Here is a 16,803-nt window from a genome sequence, read left to right on the forward strand (position 1 = left end):
GCCGCTAGGTTTCCACCGGTGTGGGTTCAGGCTTCTTGCGAATCGCGACGATCCCGCCGCCGATCACCAGAACCATGCCGAGGACGACGAACACCGTCGGCGCCCGGTCCCACAGCACCCAGTCGATCAGTGCCGTGAACACGATGACCGTGTAGATGAACGGACCCACTTTCACCGCCGAGGCGTAGCGGTAGGCCAGCACGATGAACACCTGGCCGACGAGCAAGGTCAACCCGATACCGATCAGGTAAATCGACGCCTTCGCCCCGAAAGGTTCCCAGTCGCCCAGCGCGAACGGCGCCACCAGCAGGGTGGAGAACAGGAAGTAGTAGAACAGGATCCTGGGCGCCGGCTCGGTCGTCCCCAGCCAGCCGACGGTCATCAGCGCGACCGCGAGGAAGAACGCACCGGCCAGCGCGTAGACGACGCCGACGTTGAAATCCTGGTGATGGGGCTGCAATACGAACACCACGCCGACGAAGCCGATCGCGGCACCGACCCATGTCGCCCTCGACACGCGTTGGCGCCGAACAGCCCAGGCGATCACCGGCATCCACAGTGGCGCACTGAAGGTGAGCAGGATCGCGTTCGTCAGGGGCATCAGCGTGATGGCGACGAAGAGCGCGTACCAGGCTGCCGTTCCGGTCACCGCGCGGAGCACGTGCAGGCCGATCTTGCGGGTGCGCAGCGAGGCCCAGCCGCGACGGAGGGTGACCGGGACGATGAACAGGAGACAGATCAGGTTCTGGAAAAGCAGGATCACGGCGGTCGAGGTGAGATCCTCGGTGGCTCTCACCAGAGCGCTCATCACCGCAGTGCAGAAGAACGACAGTGAGCTCAGCGCGGCCCCGAATGCCAGGTTCTCCGGCATGCTTCCTGCGCCGGTACCGGACACCTGGGCCGACGTCATGCCATCATCACGCCGACGAGGTGGCCGATGCCGAACGTGATGGCCATAGCCAACCCGCCGCCCACGGTCACGCGCAGTATCGGGCGCAACGGCTTCGCGCCGCCGAGCCGGGCCGCCACCCAGCCGGTGGCCGCCAGCGCCAGCAGCACCACGACGGCGGTGACGGGGACACGGGCCGTTGGTGGCGGAATGAGGATGGCGAGAAACGGCAGCAGGGCGCCGACGGTGAACGACGCCGCGGACGAGAACGCCGCCAGCCACGGATTGGTCAAGTTCTCCGGATCGATGCGCAACTCGACCTCCGCGTGCGCGGCGAGCGGGTCGAAGGCGGTCAGCTCGGCGGCGGCCTGACGCGCCGTCTGCGGGGACAGCCCCCGTGCCTCGTACAGCCCGACCAGTTCGTCCATTTCGGCGTCCGGCTGCTGTTGCAGTTCCTGTTCTTCACGGTCGAGCATCGCCTGTTCGGTGTCGCGGGCAGTGCTGACAGACACGTACTCGCCGACCGCCATCGACAGCGCCCCGGCCACCAGCCCGGCAAGGCCTGCGGTGAACAGCGGTCCGCGGTCGGCGGAGGCCGCGGCGACCCCGACGACGATCCCCGCCGTCGAGACGATGCCGTCGTTGGCCCCCAGGACTGCCGCGCGCAGCCAGTTGAGCTTGTCCGCGACCGACCCGTGATGCGGCTTCGCCTTGCCCGGCGTGGGGGCGCGCCCCGCCCCGTCAGCTGTCATAGGTTGAGGCTAATCCGGCCGTTGACGCTGACGACGATTTCCCGCAAAGCGACTTCACGCTCCGACAGGGAGGTTTAACCTCCGAGCTAACCACCCAAGGATCACATGTCGCGGATATTTCTCAGCCATTCGAGTCTCGACGCGCGCGAGGCATTGGCTCTGAAGCGCTGGCTGGTGGGCCAGGAGCCTCCGCTGGCGACCGACATCTTCCTCGACATCGACCCTGAAGTGGGGCTGCGGCCGGGAGAGCGGTGGAAGGACAGACTGCAGCAGGCCAGCGCCAGATGTGAGGCCGTGGTCTGCCTGCTGTCCGCCAATTGGGAAGCGTCCCACGAGTGCAAGACCGAGTACCGCGTCGCGGAGAATCTGAACAAGCAGATCCTGTGTGCCCGGATCGAGCCTTCGGTCGGGGACGACCTCACCTCGGAGTGGCAGCGGTGCGACCTCTTCGGCGAGAGCGACATGACCTCCATCGACGTCGGCAGCGGACCGCCGGTGTTGTTCGCCACCAATGGCCTGTACCGGTTGCGCGACGCCATCCGCGGGACCGGCATCAGCGCGAATTCCTTCGTATGGCCTCCACCTGATGACGTGAACCGGGCCCCGTACCGCGGCTGGGAGCCGTTCGAACAGGTCGACGCGGCGGTGTTCTTCGGCCGCGATGCGCCGATCGTGAGGGGGCTCGACGAGCTCCGCGGCATGAGGCTGGCCGAAACCAAGTCGCTGTTCGTGATTCTGGGGCCCTCCGGTGCGGGCAAATCCTCGTTCCTGCGCGCGGGTCTGCTGCCGCGCCTGGCACGCGAGGACCGTCGTTTCACTCTGCTCGGCACCGTGCGGCCCGGTCGGAAGGCGCTCACCGGGGCCACCGGACTGGCAGCGGCCATCTGGCACGCCCGGGACAGGATGGGCATGTCGACACCCAGTCTCGGCGACATCAAGACCGCGTGCACCGACGACATCGAGCGCCTCCGAGAATTGCTGCTCGACATCCAGCAGGCAGCGGCCGACCGGTTGCCCGATCCGGTTCGTGGCGACGAAAGGGCGGCCGCTCCGACATTGATCCTGCCCCTGGACCAGGCCGAGGAGTTGTTCTCCGCTGACGCCGGAGCGCAGGGTGCAGAGCTGCTGGGGCTGATCAGGCGCCTGACGACTCGGACCGACATTCGGCCCCTGAGCCTGATCGTGGTGGCGACCATCCGGACCGACCGGTTCGAGGTCATGCAGACCCACCCTGAATTGGCCGGTTTCGAGTCGAGGGTCTTCGACGACCTGAAGCCGATGCCGCCCACCCAGTTCAAGGAAGTGATCACGGGTCCGGCTGCGCGCGCTCGCGAAGGAGGACGCCGCCTCGCGATCTCGCCCGCCCTGGTGGAGACGCTTCTCGTCGATGCCGCCGAGGGTGCCGACACTCTGCCGATGCTGTCGTTGACGCTGGCGCGCCTGTACGCCGACTACGGCTCGACCGGCGAACTGACGGTCGAACAGTACGAGGCGATGGGCGGGATGCGCCGCGTCGTCCAGACCGAGATCGACGAGGTGCTGGCCACCGATCCCGACGAACGGACCAGGCAACTCGGTTGTCTGCGGAACGCTTTCATTCCCTGGCTGGCCACGGTGAACCCGAAGAACGACCAGCCGCTGCGGCGGATGGCCCGCTACGACGACCTACCGGAGGACAGCAGACCACTGATCGACCGGCTGGTCGCCAAACGTCTGCTGGTCAAGGACCGGCGCGAAGGCCAAGCGGTGGTGGAGGTCGCCTTGGAAAGCCTTCTGCGCCAGTGGGACGAGCTGGCGGAGTGGCTTCGCGAGCAGCGGCACGAACTGCAGGTCGCCGACGACGTCGAGCGTGCCGACACAGCGTGGAAGGCCAACAACAGGGATGCGGCGTGGCTCCTCGCCGGAAGCCGTCTCACAGATGCCGAAACCGTGGTGAGTTCCCCCACCTTCACGCAACGCATGCAGCCGGTGCGCGAGTACCTCGACGCTTCCCGTCAGAGCGAGAACGAACGGGTGGCCGCGGAGGAGGAACGCCGACACGCCGAACTGCGTAATGCGCAGGAACGGCAAGCGGAAGCCGAGGCGCACACGAACGATCTCCGCAAGCGATCGCGCATCCTTCGTGCCGTTCTCGTCATGACAGTGGTGGTCGCCGTGGTCGCCGCCGGCGGGCTCGTCTACGCCATGGCCGCCCGGAGCGAGGCCCAGGACCGGTTCCGACAGGCCACCGGCGTTCGGCTGGCCGCCGAGGCGGACGGCATGTTCGAGGGCAGCAGGCCGGGTGGTGACGCCAGGGCGCTGTACGAGATACTCGCCGCGAATGCGATCTCCCCGAACATGTTCCAGCAGGAGATGTATTCGGCCGAGGTCAAGACCTTCGACACCCTCAAGATCATCGAGACATCGGGCGGCTCCAATGTCGCATCCAGTCACGGCGCCGCCTTCAGCCCATCCGGCCAGCGCTTCGTCTCGGCCGGCGAAAGCGGAACCCTGCGCCTGTGGGACGTCCAGACCGGACAGCAGGTGGGAGCCGACCTGACCGGACACAGCAAGTGGGTCAAAGACGCTGTGTTCAGTCCCGACGGCCGTCGGCTCGTGTCGGTGAGTGACGATCACACTGTCCGGGTCTGGAACGCGGAGACCGGACAGCCGATCGGCCGGCCGATAACGGGCCATGAAAAGGAAGTGTGGGCGGTGGCGTTCAGCCCCGACGGACTCGTCATCGCCTCCGGCAGCGCCGACAACACCGTGCGGTTGTGGAACGCGAACACCGGGCAGCCGATCGGCCAGATACTGCGTCACCCGGCCGAGATCCTGTGTGTGGAGTTCAGCCCCGACGGACGGCGGATCGTCACCGGTGGTTACGACGGGACCGTACGGATGTGGGATGTCGACACCGGCCGGCAGATCGGTTCGGCGCAGAAAGTCCACGAGGACGACGTGTCGGAGATCATGGATGTGGCCTTCAGCCCCGACGGGCGCCGAATCGCCTCGGCGGCTGCCGACGGCGATGTGCAGATCTGGAATGCCGACACGATGCGACCGATCGGCGGCCCTCTGATCGGGCACGGGACCCGCGTGGTCAGCGTGGCTTTCAGTCCTGACGGCCGGCGGCTCGCGGACGGAGGTGCTGACGGTGCGGTGCGGCTGTGGGACCTCGACAGCGGGCGGGTGCTGGGCGCTCCGATGCTCGGCCACAAGAGCGCGGTGTGGACACTCTCCTTCAACCCCGAGGGAACACGCCTGCTGTCCGGATCGCAGGACGGGACGATACGGCTGTGGGATGTCGGCATCCGGCGGCCGCTCATCGGCCATGTCGGACCTGTGACGAGCGTGGCGGTGAGCCCCGACGGGCTGCGCATCGCTTCGACCGGGGATGACGGCACGTTGCGATTGTGGGACGCCAAGAACGGCCATGCGGTCGGCGAACCGCGAAGGGCCGGCGCAGAGGCGTTGACCACCGTCGTCTATCGCCCTGATGGGCGCCGCCTGGCCACCGCCGGCGTCGACGGCATGGTGCGGATGTGGGACGCCGGCGCAGGGGCGCCCGTCGGCGCGCCGATCGATCCGAGGCAGGGGCCACTGACCACCCTCGCGTTCAGTCCGGATGGGCGCCGGCTGGTCGTCGGCGGCGGAGACAGCATCCGGCTGTGGGACGTCGAATCCAACAAGCCCATCGGTGAGCCGTGGGCACACGGCGACGTGGTGCACAGCGTCGCATTCAGCCCGGATGGAAAGCGGGTCGCCTCCGGCGGTCTGGGCACCGGGTATGACGGCGCGGTGCAGCTGTGGGACGTCGACACCGGCCGACCGACAGGCACGACCCCGATCGGCGGCGAGGACGTCGTCGTGTGGGCGGTCGCCTACCGCCCTGACGGACGCCGCCTCGCGGCCGGGGGTGCCGACGGCGTCATCCAGAGGTTGGATGCCGGCACGCTCGACAAGGTCGGCGAGCCACTCCAGGCCCATGAGGACACCGTCGTCGCATTGGCGTACAGCCCGGACGGTCGCACGCTGGCATCCGCCAGTCGCGACGAGACGATCCGCCTGTGGGACGTCGAGTCGGGTGAGCAGACAGCCGATGCGTTGACCGGCCACACCGATGATGTGAACAGCCTGACGTACACCCCCGACGGCCGGATGATCGTCTCGGGCAGCACGGACGGGACAGTGCGGGTCTGGCCGGCGACGTCGACTCCGAACAGCCTGTGCACCATGCTCAGTGAGAACATGAGCCGAAAGCAGTGGGACGAGTGGGTGTCGCCGGACATCGACTACGTCCAGGTCTGCCCGGACCTGCCGGTCCCGGCCGACTAGGGAGCTACCGGCCGTCGCTGACCAGCGTCGGCTGCACGACATGCTCCGGGCAGTCGGCGGACCGGACGGCCTTGAGATCGACCAGAGCGAGTGCGTCAGGAATCTGACGCACCGCATCGCGGTCGAGATCGGCGATGTCATCCGGGAGTTCGTCGAAGGGTACGAGATACGGCGTGGTCTTCTGCTCGACGTCTTTGGGGCCCGGACGCCAGCCCGACTCCAGGCGCTCGGTGACCCAGCGCTTGTGCTCCGCGACCGCGAGCATCTCGAACTCCGCCTCGGTGAATTCGAATGCCGGGGCGCCCATGTCATGCAGCGGTGCGATGCTGCATCCGATGCTGCGCAACTTGACCGGCATGTCGCGGGCTTGAGCCCGGTTGGACTCCCTGCGCGACTCGTCGAGCGCCGACCAGGGCGGCGCGTCCTTGCCTGCGGCGAGTTGCCCGGTGCGCCAACGATCGTGAATGGCGATGGCGACCCGCTCGTACGACCCGCCTGCGACGAACTCGGCCGTGCACGTTCGCTCCAGCGCGGGGAACACATTGACGTGCGTCAACTCGCCACTGGCGGTGGCATCGGTGATCAGTCGGGCCACTCCGTCCGTGCGTGACAACACGACGATCATCGGAACCGTCGGACCGACGTCATGGCGCAGCCTCAGCATGGCCTCGATCGCGTCTTCGTCTCGGTAGGCGCTCACGTAGGCACGCGTGACAGGGGGTGCGCCGGCCTCGGCACGCATCGCGTCGAGTCGGTCCAGATCACGCACCGACATCGTCGATTCGATGAACCGGCACGTCGATTCGAGTGCGGGATACCGGTCGAGCAGCCCCTGAATGCGGTCCCGGGCCTGATCGTCGACGACCGTGACCCACAGCGGCGTGTCGTCCTTGCGGTCCGAATACCAGCTCCACGCGGCGTGTTTCACCAGCCACGTGCCCACCGCGTCGAGGCGGCTGACGAGGATGTGCGGCCGGTCGCACTCCCCCACTGCGATCGGGAACTCGTCGAGGCACAGCTGCGCGCTGATCTCTTCGAGGTTGAAGAAGTCGAGCGACGACGGCGAACCGGCGGACAGGTTCGCCTCCTGTACGCGCAACAACCGGCACAGCTCGGGATTGTCGATCCTCGCCAGGCATCGCAGTGGACCCCGCCGTCGACCCGTGACGAGTCGCCGCGCGACGGCGACGATCTCGGTGTTCACCGAGTCGTCCGGGCAGACCGCGAGAAGGCGGGCCGCGCGCTCCACCCCGGCCTCGCGCAACGTGGCTTCCAGTCGCGCGTCGCCCAGGATGACGGGGCTGCGCCAGCTCCGGGAAACCTCCAGCTGCGGATTCGCCGGGTCCAGCTCGACGACGACGACCCGATAGCCGGCCCGCCGCAGGCGGTCCACGAACAGAGTGCCGACATAGCCCTGTCCGCAGACGACGACGTGGCCCCGCATCAGCGGGATGCGGAGCTGTTGCACTCGGTCGCGGAACAGCAGGGCCAGCCCGCTCAGTGCGGCGTACCCGGACACGAGCGGCGCGAGGATCCGGGCGATCTCGAGCGTCACCGGTAACGCCGTCGCGCCGGGCGATCCCCCGAGGAAGAGCTTGAAGGTGTTGTAGGCGATGTCGGTTGCCACGGGAGGATGCTTGGCGGACCCCTCGACGTACAGTTCGGTGAGGTGGTCCGAGTAACCCACCCAGCCGAGCACGAACGCCACGAGCGCAGCGAATCCCAGCCAGGCCCAGCGGAAGTCGGCGAAGACGCGTTTGACCGAGCGCGGGCGGACCATGCAGGGATCCCTACGCCGACGTCACGTCGTCAATGCGCGATCCACTTCGGGGCGACGCCATTGGGCGAGCGTATCCGACCACCTGTCGTCGCCATGGGCAATCGCCGAGCATCGGTGCGATCGACGGCGGACTCGAGGCGCTACGGCTCGCTGCGGAGCAGGACGATCGCGTTGTGGACGCCCGATTCGAGTAATTCGTCCGAGAGCTTCCTGTCGGAGACGGCGCGTGCGAGTTGCATGGTGGCGACGAGGATGGTGAGCAGACCCAACGCCTTGGTCCGCGCCGCGGTCGGGTCGCCAGGAGACAGGTGCGCCGCCATCACGTCGACGATGGATTGCATGCCCGTGGTGTAGGACTCGCGCACGGTGTCGCCGCAGCGGCCGATCTCCTCCAGCAGGGCCGCGTTCGGACAGCCGGTGGCGGGGTCGTCGCGGTGTTGCGGCGACAGGTATTGACGGACGAACTCCTCCACTGCCGCGCCGCCCTCTGGCAATGCTGCGAGGACAGCACGTTGGGCCGCCAGCTGGTCGCCGATCACGGTGCCGACGAGGTCGTCCTTGGACTCGAAGTGTGCGTAGAACGCACCGTTGGTCAGCCCCGCGTCGGCCATCAGCGCCGCGACGCCAGAGCCGTCGATGCCGTCCTGCTTGAAGCGGCGGCCCGCGGTGTCGATGATCCGCCGACGGGTGCGCGTCTTGTGCTCGCTGTCGTATCTGGCCACCCCAGCCACCTCCATCGTCACATGTGCGCTGTTTGCACATCCTACCCCATTGGCTTACAGTCATAATATTACAGTCATAAGCCAACGGAACCGGTGACGGGAAGACGATCGATGAACGCTCCGCGCGACCCACAGGCCCTGCACACGACGACGTCGTGGAGGGAGACGCCCAATCGGACCGTGGACGTCGGCGGCGTCCGATTCGCGTACCGCGAACTGGGCACGGGCTCGGAAATTCCGGTGGTGTTCCTGCACCATCTGACCGCTGTCCTCGACGACTGGGACCCGCGCGTCATCGACGGCATCGCCGCCCATCACCGCGTCATCGCCTTCGACAATCGCGGAGTCGGCGCCACCGAGGGGTCGGTGCCCCCGAGCGTCGAGCAGATGGCCGCCGACGCGATCGCCTTCATCCGCGCCCTGGGTCTGGAGAAGGTCGACCTGTTCGGCTTCTCACTCGGCGGCGGCGTCGCTCAGATGGTCGCCCTGCAGGCGCCCGAACTCGTCCGCCGGATGATCCTGGCCGGCACCGGACCGCGCGGCGGCGGCGGAATCGACAAGATGGCCACGATCGTCGGCGGCGCCTACCTGAAGGCAGCGCTCACCCGAAGCGACCCGAGGAACTTCCTGTTCTTCCCGCGCACGTCCGAGGGCAGGCGCGCCGCATCGGAGTACCTGGGCCGGCTCGGAGAACGGACGACGAACCGCGACGAGAAGATATCGATGCAGGCCCGCCTCGCACAGATCCAGGCGATCCGGCGTGCAGGCCAGAGCGCACCGGACGACCTGTCCCTCATCACGCATCCCGTTCTGGTCGCCAACGGTGACGACGACCTCATGGTGGCAAGCAGCCACTCGGCCGACATGGCACGACGACTTCCCAACGCGCAACTGAAGATCTATCCCCGATCCGGACACGGTGGAGTGTTCCAACACCACCAGACCTTCGTCGCGGACGCACTGCAATTCCTCGCCGACTGACCACCACTCGACATCATCAGGAGAATCGCATGACATCACTGAAGGACCAGACCGTGCTCGTCACCGGCGCCAACCGCGGCATGGGGCGCGAATACGTCACGCAGCTACTCGAGCGAGGTGTCGCCAAGGTGTACGCCGCCGCGCGCAACCCGGGGCAGATCGACATCACCGACCCGCGCGTGATCGCGCTGCGACTGGACGTCACCGACCCGGCCTCCGTCGCCGCGGCGGCCGACGCTGCGCCCGATGTGAGCGTCCTGATCAACAACGCCGGCATCGTGCGCGGCGCTTCGGTGCTGGCGCACGACAACGCCGATCTGCGAGATGAGTTGGAGACGAACCTGTTCGGACCCCTCGCCATGGCGTCCGCATTCGCCGATCGCATCGCGGAAAGGGGTGGAGCCATCGTGAACGTCGCGTCGGTCCTCGCGTGGCTGCCCGTCGGAGCGAGCTACGGAGTGTCGAAGGCAGCATTGGCGAGCGCAACGGACGCGATGCGTATCGAGCTCACGTCGCGCGGCGTGCAGGTGCTCGGCGTGTACGTCGGCCTGGTGGACACCGACATGGCGTCCTTCTCCGACAGTCCGAAATCGGAACCGGCCGACGTGGTCCGCCAGGTGCTCGACGGCATCGAGTCCGGCGCCGCCGAAGTGCTCGCCGACGAATTGAGCCGCCAGGTGCGTTCCCAATTGCACCTGCCGGTTCTCGACCGCGCCGTGGGTTGAGAAGGACGGCCACCTCGAGGAAGCGAACAGAGATGAAGGCATTCGTCGTCACCAGGTACGGCCCGGATGGCCTGCGCCTCGGTGAGGTGACCCACCCGCAGGTGGGTCCCCGCGACGTGCTGGTGAAAGTGAGTGCGGCCGGCGTCAATCCGCTCGACAAGATGGTGCGTGAAGGCGAATTCAAGCAGCTCCTCCGTTACAAGACCCCGTTCGTCCTCGGCCACGACCTCGCCGGGTCCGTGGTCGAGGTCGGCGCGGATGTAAGAGGTTTCGCGGTCGGTGACGAGGTGTACGCGCGGCCACGCGATCTGCGGATCGGGGGCTTCGCCGAGTACATCTCGACCGACCAGGATGACGTCGCCCACAAGCCGACGTCGCTGAGCCTGCACGAGGCGGCGGCTGTCCCGTTGGTGGCGTTGGCCGCCTGGCAGATCCTGGTGGACACCGCGCGCATCCGGCCCGGACAGAAGGTGCTCGTCCACGCCGGCGCCGGAGGGCTCGGCTCCACCGTCATCCAGCTCGCGAAGCATCTCGGGGCGCACGTCGCCACGACCGCAAGCCCCAAGAACGAAGAACTCGTTCGTGGACTGGGCGCCGACGTCGTCGTCGACTACACCAGGCAGGACTTCGCCGAGGTCCTCTCCGGATACGACCTCGTGGTGGACTCACTCGGCGGAGAGAACCTCTTGAAGTCGCTGACTGTCCTCAAGCCGGGCGGTGTCGCGATCGGCGTCACCGGCCCACCGGACGCCGGCTTCGCGCGCCAGCTCGGCGCCCCGAAACCCGTCGAGTGGCTGATGTCGTGGCTCAGCCGCAAGGTGCGCAAGGCCGCGAAAGACCGCGGCGTGCGGTACCACTTCTTCTTCATGCATGCCAGCGGTGGCCAGCTCGCCACCCTGGCCAAGCTCTATGACGAAGGCCATCTGCGGCCGGTCATCGATCGGACGTTCCCGTTCGAGCAGACCGTCGAGGCGCTCTCGTACGTCGAAGCCGGAAAGGTCAAGGCCGGCAAAGTGATCGTGACGCTGGACTGAGGGCCGCTAGCGGTCGCGGCTGGAAGCGGCCGCGATCTGAGACGGCATCTTCAGGTCGGACTGTCCGCCGTCGACGAACAGTTCGGTGCCGGTGATGAAGCTGCTCTGGTCTGAGGCCAGGAAGAGCACTGCGGCGGCGAGTTCCTCGGGTCGGCCCACGCGGCCCATCGGGATCCTGGCCGCTTCGCCGTCGAGAAGCTGCTGTCCCTGTCCGGCCGGAGCCAGTCCCGTGAGTCCGGGGGTTTCGATCGGGCCGGGAATGACGGTGTTGACCCGGATACCGCGGGGGATCAGTTCAGTTGCCCAGGTCCGCCCGAACGAGCGGATCGCTGCCTTGGTCGCGGCATAGATGCTGAATGCCGGTGTTCCGTTGTACGCCGCGGTGGATCCGGTCAGCACGATCGATGCACCTGGGTTGAGCAGCGGCAGCATCGCTTGCACCGTGAACAGGGTCCCACCCACGTTGGTGAGGAACACCGAGCTGAACTGCTCGACGGAGATCTCCCCGAGCGGGGTGAACTCTCCACCGCCCGCGTTGGCGAACAGAACGTCGAGGCCGCGTCCACGAGCCGCAATGGCTTCGGCGACCGTGGCCAGGTCGTCGACGCTGGACACGTCGGCGCGGATGCCCGTTGCGCCGTCACCGATGGTCGCTACCGCGGCGTTGATCGTCTCCTGATTGCGGCCGGTGAGAAAAACATGGGCGCCCTCGGCCGCCAGGCGCTGAGCGGTGGCCAGCCCGATGCCGGAGTTTCCTCCGGTCACCAGAGCCGTCTTCCCTTCGAGCTGACGCCCCGTGGAAGTTGTCGCTGGCTGCGGGGTCACAGGTGCGGAGCTGGTCATGGCGACTCTCTTTCGATGGGGACGCCCGAGTTGGGGCGTCGAACTCATCGTGCGGGGCGCGTACCGGCCAATAAAGGGCCGGTCCGCCAACACACTGATCGACCAGGGCGATCAATGCGCTGCTGACCCGACCAGCACGCATTACCCTCTGGACGCATGGAGCTGCGGCAGCTCGAAGCGTTCGTCGCAGTGGCCACCGAGCTTCACTTCGGGCGTGCGGCCGAGCGACTGCGCATGGGTCAACCGACGCTCAGTGACCTGATCCGCCGGCTGGAACGCGAACTCGGCGCTCCGCTGCTGACTCGTACCACCCGCAAGGTCGCCTTGACGGGCGCCGGACAGGAACTTCTCGGCAGGGCCAAGGTCATCCTCGACGAAGTCGCCGCCGCCGCGGCCGCAGTACGGCGCACCGCCCAGGGCGACAGCGGCACGGTCCGGGTGGCGATCACTCCCCCGGTTGCGCCAGTGCTGGCCCCGCACCTGCTCGGTGCCGCAGGTGAGCACCTGCCCGACGTCACTGTGGCCGTGCAACGGATGTGGCTGCCCGATCTCACCAGGGCAATCGCCGAGGGCACCACCGACGTGGCGATCACCTGCGCCCGACTACCCGACGCACCAGGAGTGGTGAACACGGTCTTCTGCAGTGAGCCCCTCCTGGTGGGCTTGCGCCCGGACCACCACCTCGCCGGCAGGGCCGAGGTGACGCTCGACGATCTGGCACAGAAGCGACTCGCGATGCCCAGTGACAGCCTGTTCCCCGCGCTGGCCCTGGCCCTGCGTCAAGCCCTGGACTCGGCGGGTGTGTCCCCGCCGGTGGTGACCCTCGAGGCCACCGACCTGTCGGCATCAGGCTGGGCGAACCAGCCCGAGGCGACGTGGGTACTGCTCCCCGCGTCGTTGGGCACGCCGCCGGAAACCATAGTCCGCCCGGTGATTCCGGCACTGCGGGTTCCCTACACGCTGCAGTGGAGCCCGGAACGAACCCAGACCGCCGCGGTCGCCCGCTTCGTCCGACTGGCCCTGGCGATGGCCGTTCCACCGGGATGGCACCTCGAGTCCGGGCATCTGCGCCACCGCGGCTGACGTGCCCGCAGGCCGCCTTCGCCCGCAAGCGCTCGTGTTGATTCGCGGCCGTCATTGATCGGCCCAGCCGATCAGTGCCTGAACGGATTGGCCCTTTTTCCGCACCGGCACAGGGCGCACGCTTCGAAGCGACATCCTCACCAGTGCGCAGGAGAACCTCGTGACCACGGCTTCGATGACCCGCACGGCCCCCTCGGACGCCGCTGCCGTCCGAACCGCGTGGGCCGCCCTGATCCTCACCGGTGCGGTCGGCGGGGTGCTCTCGGGGTTGTTCGCGGTCGGCGGCGCCATCGTGATGGTGCCGCTGTTGGTGTGGCGGGCGGGTATGGATCAACGCCGAGCCGCCGCCACCTCGCTGGTGGCGATCATCCCCACGGCGGTGGTCAGTTCGGCGACCTACTTGGTCCATGTCGACGTCGACATCGCCGCCGTGGCGTTGATCTCGCTGGGCGCCATCGGCGGCGCCGTCATCGGTAGCCGCCTCCTGCGCCGGCTGCCGTTGACATGGCTGCGATGGATGTTCATCGCGTTCCTCCTCCTCGTCGCTGCCCGCATGCTGATCGCCGACCCCGAACCCGCTCACGCACTGGCTTTTTCGCCTCTGGTCGCCATCGGCTATCTGGGTCTCGGCATCCTCACCGGCATCGCATCAGGCTTGTTCGGCATCGGTGGCGCCATCATCTCCGTGCCCGTGCTGGGATCGGTGTTCGCTCTGGGCGACGCAGTCGCCAAGGGCACTGCGCTGCTGGTCAGTATTCCGACCAGCCTCGCCGGCACCATCAGCAACCGCAGCGGCAGCGATTCCGTCGACGTCCGCGCCGGGCTGATCCTCGGTGTGACCGCGGCTGCGACATCGGTGCCCGCGGTGTACGTGGCTGTCGCACTCCCTCCCGGAGTATCTGCGGTGTCGTTCGCCGTGCTGCTGATCGCGATCGCCATCCAACTCGGCATCAAGGCCGCCCACGCCGATCGCACCGGTTCACGTACTCGGCTCCCCGCCTGACGTCCAGCCTCTCTCACTCACCGACCGCAAAAAGGAATGTTCACATGAGAATTCACCACAGCGACACCGCGGTCGTCATCATCGACCCGCAGAACGATGTCCTGAGCCCACACGGAAAGAACTGGGACAGCTTGGGGGCCAGCGTCACCGAGAACAACACCGTGCAGCACCTGCTGGACATTCTCGACGCGGCCAAGACTTCCGACTTCGGCGTGTTCATCTCCCCGCACTACTTCTATCCCACAGACAGCACCTGGCTGTTCAACGGACCGCTGGAGGCAGATGAGTTCGACAGCAACACATTCGCCCGCGCTGGCGCACTCACCCTGGACGGATTCACGGGGTCCGGAGCGGATTGGCTCGACGACTTCAAACCGTATATCGAGGACGGGAAGACCATCGTCGCCAGCCCTCACAAAGTGTGGAGCCCGGCAAGCAACGACCTCGTCCTGCAGCTCCGCAAACGAGCCGTCTCCAAGGTCATCTTGTGCGGCATGCTCGCGAACATCTGCGTGGAATCCCATCTTCGGGAGCTCCTCGAGAACGGCTTCGAGGTCGCCGTGGTGCGCGACGCCACCGCCGGCCCCCGGCACCCCACTCGCGGCGACGGCTATCAAGCGGCCCTGATCAATTACGGGTTCCTCGCCCACGCCGTCGTCACGACCGAGGAAATAGTCCATCTCATGTCGGGCCACCCCACGACCTCGGACTGATCCGAGAGCACTCGTCAATCTCGTCTACCAAGAAAGAAGCACCCATGCCCACGATCACCACCTCCGACGGCGTCGAGATCTTCTACAAGGATTGGGGGTCGGGCCGGCCCATCGTGTTCAGCCACGGCTGGCCGCTTTCCTCCGATGACTGGGACAACCAGATGCTGTTCTTCCTGGCCCAGGGCTACCGCGTGATCGCTGCAGACCGCCGTGGACACGGCCGCTCGAGCCAGGGCGCCGACGGCCACGACGCAGACCACTACGCCGACGACCTGCTCGCCGTCGTCGAGCACCTCGACCTGCACGACGTCTTCCACGTCGGACACTCCACCGGCGGGGGCGAAGTCACCCGCTTCCTGGGCCGCCACGGCGAGTCCCGCGCATCCAAAGCCGCACTCATCTCCGCAGTACCCCCTCTGATGGTGCGAACCGACGCCAACCCCGACGGCCTACCCAAATCCGTGTTCGACGACCTGCAAGCACAATTGGCCGCCAACCGGTCCACCTTCTACCGCGACCTGGCCTCCGGGCCCTTCTACGGGTTCAACCGCGACGGTGTGGAACCCATCGAAGCCGTCATCGCGAACTGGTGGCGTCAAGGCATGATGGGCGGCGCCAAATCCCACTACGACGGTATCGTCGCCTTCTCCCAAACCGACTTCACCGAGGACCTGAAGAAGATCACCATCCCCACCCTGGTGATCCACAGCAGAGACGACCAGATCGTGCCCTACGTCGCTGCAGGTCCGAAATCCGCAGAGCTTCTCAAGAACGCCACCCTGATCACCTACGAGGACTTCCCCCACGGCATGCCCACCACCCACGCCGACACCATCAACGCCGACCTGCTCGCGTTCGTCGAATCCTGAGCCGCAACAGCTTCGAGTGACCTGCTGCGCGAGGGGCAGAGCCTGGGATTCACACCGACGGGCAACCGCGAAGACCGGTCGATCCGACATTCGGCCAAGGCACATCCGGTGAGCGATCGATGCGGCATCATCTGGGTAACGCGACGGACGGAAACCATTGAAAGGTCCCATGCCCGGCACAGAGTCCCAGGACCACAACGACGTCGAGAGACTTGCCGATGCACTCCTGGCAGCAATCGAGGAGGGCGCCGAGGCGGACACCAGCGCCGCGGACACCCCCAGTGACCTGATCAGCGGTGCGGCCTTCGCCTTCCGGCGCATCGCCATCGAGTTCGTCCGTCGATACAACCGCCTCGAGGTGACCTCCGAGGCGACGACTCCAGACGACCCCGTTCTCTTCGTGGCGAATCACGGGTTCGGCGGGATCTTCGACCTCAACGTCTTTGCGGTGGCAGCCACGCTGGAACAGCTGGCACTGGAGCGCGAGGTCACCATTCTCACTCACCAGTTGGCCTGGACGCTGAGAGTCGGCAGCCTGATAGAACCTCTCGGGGCGCGGCCCGCCGACAAGCAATCCGCGCAAGAGGCATTTGCGCGGGGTGACCACGTCGCCGTATTCCCCGGCGGCGACATCGACTCTGCCAAGTCGTGGGACGACCGTAACGTCATCAAGTTCGACGGTCGTGCCGGGTTCGCCCGGTTGGCCATCGAAGCGGGTGTTCCCATAGTCCCCATCGTCACCGCAGGCGCCGGCGAGTCTCTGTTCGTGATCTCCAGCGGGGAACGCCTGGCTCGGGCGCTCCGGCTCGACAAGCTCCTTCGTCTGAAGTCGGCCCCGATCAGCGTCTCACTTCCCTGGGGCATCAACGTCGGCGCCGTCGGCTTGCTGCCCTATCTTCCGCTGCCCACCAAGCTGGTCACTCGCGTGCTACCCGCGATGTCGGCATCCGAGAGCGAGGATGCCGACGAGTACGCAGGCCGCGTCCAAGCAGCGATGCAAGACGCGCTCACCGACATGACCGCGACCCGGACCCCCCTCATCGGATGACTCACACTCGCAGCGGCGGCCATTAGGCGTCTGACTGGCCATCA

Annotated in this window: 14 protein-coding genes; 9 read left to right on the forward strand and 5 right to left on the reverse strand. The window is 67.0% G+C overall.

Going from position 1 to position 16,803, the window contains the following annotated elements; genetic code table 11:
• Positions 1 to 4: 4 nt before the first annotated feature.
• The gene (locus tag ACPCHZ_RS11310; protein WP_423484854.1) at positions 5 to 910 is read right to left on the reverse strand and encodes a DMT family transporter; all 906 of its coding nucleotides are present in this window, start codon (positions 908 to 910) and stop codon (positions 5 to 7) included.
• A complete protein-coding gene (locus ACPCHZ_RS11315; RefSeq protein WP_423484855.1) occupies positions 907 to 1,641 on the reverse strand; it encodes a VIT1/CCC1 transporter family protein in 735 nt (244 codons plus the stop codon). The genes ACPCHZ_RS11310 and ACPCHZ_RS11315 overlap by 4 nt, the downstream gene beginning before the upstream one ends.
• Positions 1,642 to 1,746: 105 nt before the next feature.
• On the opposite strand from ACPCHZ_RS11315, the gene ACPCHZ_RS11320 reads away from it, so the two are divergent.
• Entirely contained in the window at positions 1,747 to 5,958 is a 4,212-nt protein-coding gene (locus ACPCHZ_RS11320; protein WP_423484856.1) for an eIF2A-related protein, read from the forward strand.
• A gap of 4 nt (positions 5,959 to 5,962) precedes the next feature.
• Here ACPCHZ_RS11320 and ACPCHZ_RS11325 read toward each other — a convergent pair whose 3' ends face one another.
• Both ACPCHZ_RS11325 and ACPCHZ_RS11330 read right to left on the reverse strand, forming a co-directional pair.
• On the reverse strand, positions 5,963 to 7,738 hold the full coding sequence (locus ACPCHZ_RS11325; protein WP_423484857.1) for a potassium channel family protein: 1,776 nt from the start codon (positions 7,736 to 7,738) through the stop codon (positions 5,963 to 5,965).
• A 140-nt stretch (positions 7,739 to 7,878) separates the two neighbouring features.
• On the reverse strand, positions 7,879 to 8,460 hold the full coding sequence (locus ACPCHZ_RS11330; RefSeq protein ID WP_423484858.1) for a TetR/AcrR family transcriptional regulator: 582 nt from the start codon (positions 8,458 to 8,460) through the stop codon (positions 7,879 to 7,881).
• A 111-nt stretch (positions 8,461 to 8,571) separates the two neighbouring features.
• Between ACPCHZ_RS11330 and ACPCHZ_RS11335 the strand changes: the two genes are divergently transcribed.
• From ACPCHZ_RS11335 to ACPCHZ_RS11345, 3 genes are read left to right on the forward strand one after another with little or no spacing between them, the layout of a single operon-like run.
• Positions 8,572 to 9,441, forward strand: coding sequence for an alpha/beta fold hydrolase (locus ACPCHZ_RS11335; protein ID WP_423484859.1), 870 nt, complete (start codon positions 8,572 to 8,574; stop codon positions 9,439 to 9,441).
• A gap of 29 nt (positions 9,442 to 9,470) precedes the next feature.
• Positions 9,471 to 10,166, forward strand: a complete 696-nt coding sequence (locus tag ACPCHZ_RS11340) for an SDR family oxidoreductase (protein WP_423484860.1) — start codon at positions 9,471 to 9,473, stop codon at positions 10,164 to 10,166.
• 32 nt (positions 10,167 to 10,198) lie between these two features.
• The gene (locus ACPCHZ_RS11345; protein WP_423484861.1) at positions 10,199 to 11,200 is read left to right on the forward strand and encodes an NADP-dependent oxidoreductase; all 1,002 of its coding nucleotides are present in this window, start codon (positions 10,199 to 10,201) and stop codon (positions 11,198 to 11,200) included.
• Between the two features lie 6 nt (positions 11,201 to 11,206).
• On the opposite strand, the gene ACPCHZ_RS11350 is transcribed toward ACPCHZ_RS11345, so the two are convergent.
• Entirely contained in the window at positions 11,207 to 12,043 is an 837-nt protein-coding gene (locus tag ACPCHZ_RS11350; RefSeq protein ID WP_423485353.1) for an SDR family oxidoreductase, read from the reverse strand.
• A 156-nt stretch (positions 12,044 to 12,199) separates the two neighbouring features.
• Here ACPCHZ_RS11350 and ACPCHZ_RS11355 point away from each other — a divergent pair, with 156 nt between their 5' ends.
• The 5 genes from ACPCHZ_RS11355 to ACPCHZ_RS11375 all read left to right on the forward strand — a co-directional run bounded on the left by ACPCHZ_RS11355 (position 12,200) and on the right by ACPCHZ_RS11375 (position 16,759).
• Positions 12,200 to 13,126, forward strand: coding sequence for a LysR family transcriptional regulator (locus ACPCHZ_RS11355; RefSeq protein ID WP_423484862.1), 927 nt, complete (start codon positions 12,200 to 12,202; stop codon positions 13,124 to 13,126).
• 160 nt (positions 13,127 to 13,286) lie between these two features.
• A complete protein-coding gene (locus tag ACPCHZ_RS11360) occupies positions 13,287 to 14,129 on the forward strand; it encodes a sulfite exporter TauE/SafE family protein (RefSeq protein WP_423484863.1) in 843 nt (280 codons plus the stop codon).
• Between the two features lie 44 nt (positions 14,130 to 14,173).
• Positions 14,174 to 14,842, forward strand: coding sequence for a cysteine hydrolase (locus ACPCHZ_RS11365; protein ID WP_423484864.1), 669 nt, complete (start codon positions 14,174 to 14,176; stop codon positions 14,840 to 14,842).
• A gap of 44 nt (positions 14,843 to 14,886) precedes the next feature.
• A complete protein-coding gene (locus ACPCHZ_RS11370) occupies positions 14,887 to 15,711 on the forward strand; it encodes an alpha/beta fold hydrolase (RefSeq protein ID WP_423484865.1) in 825 nt (274 codons plus the stop codon).
• Between the two features lie 169 nt (positions 15,712 to 15,880).
• A complete protein-coding gene (locus tag ACPCHZ_RS11375) occupies positions 15,881 to 16,759 on the forward strand; it encodes a 1-acyl-sn-glycerol-3-phosphate acyltransferase (RefSeq protein WP_423484866.1) in 879 nt (292 codons plus the stop codon).
• Positions 16,760 to 16,803: the final 44 nt, after the last annotated feature.

Source organism: Mycobacterium sp. NPDC050041, assembly GCF_049541695.1.
Lineage (GTDB): Bacteria > Actinomycetota > Actinomycetes > Mycobacteriales > Mycobacteriaceae > Mycobacterium.